Here is an 895-nt window from a genome sequence, read left to right as displayed (position 1 = left end):
GCTGCATGCGATCTTCGGCGGCAAGAATCCGCATCCGAACCTCTGCGTCGGCGGCATGCCCTGTGCCATCAGCCTGGAATCCGGCAAGCAGGCCGGCACCGCGCTCGACGTGGTCGGCCTGGAACGAGTGCGCAACCTCATCCAGCTGATGCACGACTTCGTGCATCAGGTCTATGTGCCGGACACCCTCGCCATCGCCAGTTTCTACAAGGACTGGTTCCAGCAAGGCGAAGGCATCGGCAACTTCATGACCTATGGCGACTTCCCGGCCAAGGGCTATGGCGACCCGGACTCCTATCTGGTCCCTGCCGGCGTCATCATGAACCGCGATCTCAGCCACATCGAGCCGGTCGACCTCGACGCCGAGGCCGAGATCCAGGAGTTCGTCGCCCATGCCTGGTACGACTACAAGGCCGGCAAGGAGGCTGGACTGCATCCGTATCAGGGTGAGACCAAGTTCGCTTATACCGGCCCTAAGCCGCCCTATCAGCAGCTCGACGTCGAGAACCAGTACTCCTGGCTCAAGACCCCGCGCTGGAAGGGCAAGCCGATGGAGGTCGGGCCGCTGGCGCGGATGCTGATGCTCTACACCACCGGCAACGAAAAGGCTAAGGCCTTGGTCGACAGCACGCTCACCCAACTCGAGCTGCCCATCGACGCGCTCTACTCGACCATGGGCCGCACCGCCGCGCGCACGCTCGAGACGGCGATCATCGTCGATGAGCTGCAAGGCTGGTACGACACCCTGGTCGCCAACATCAAGTCCGGCGACGTCAAGACCTTCAACGAGACCCTCTGGGACCCGGAAACCTGGCCGCAGAAGGCGCAGGGTGTCGGCCGCATGGAGGCCCCGCGCGGGGCGCTCGGACATTGGATCGTGATCGAGAACGGCAAA

Annotated in this window: 1 protein-coding gene; it reads left to right on the top strand. The window is 63.6% G+C overall.

Translation table 11 applies throughout. The annotated features are described in order from the left end of the window. Positions 1 to 895 (top strand): nickel-dependent hydrogenase large subunit (locus tag VBE63_RS30430; RefSeq protein WP_323686692.1); only part of this gene is annotated, 895 nt, incomplete at both ends.

It is taken from the genome of Lamprobacter sp. (genome assembly GCF_034860625.1).
GTDB lineage: Bacteria > Pseudomonadota > Gammaproteobacteria > Chromatiales > Chromatiaceae > Lamprobacter.
Note: the sequence above shows the minus strand (reverse complement) of the source record. Positions and strands in the feature narration are given on the sequence as shown.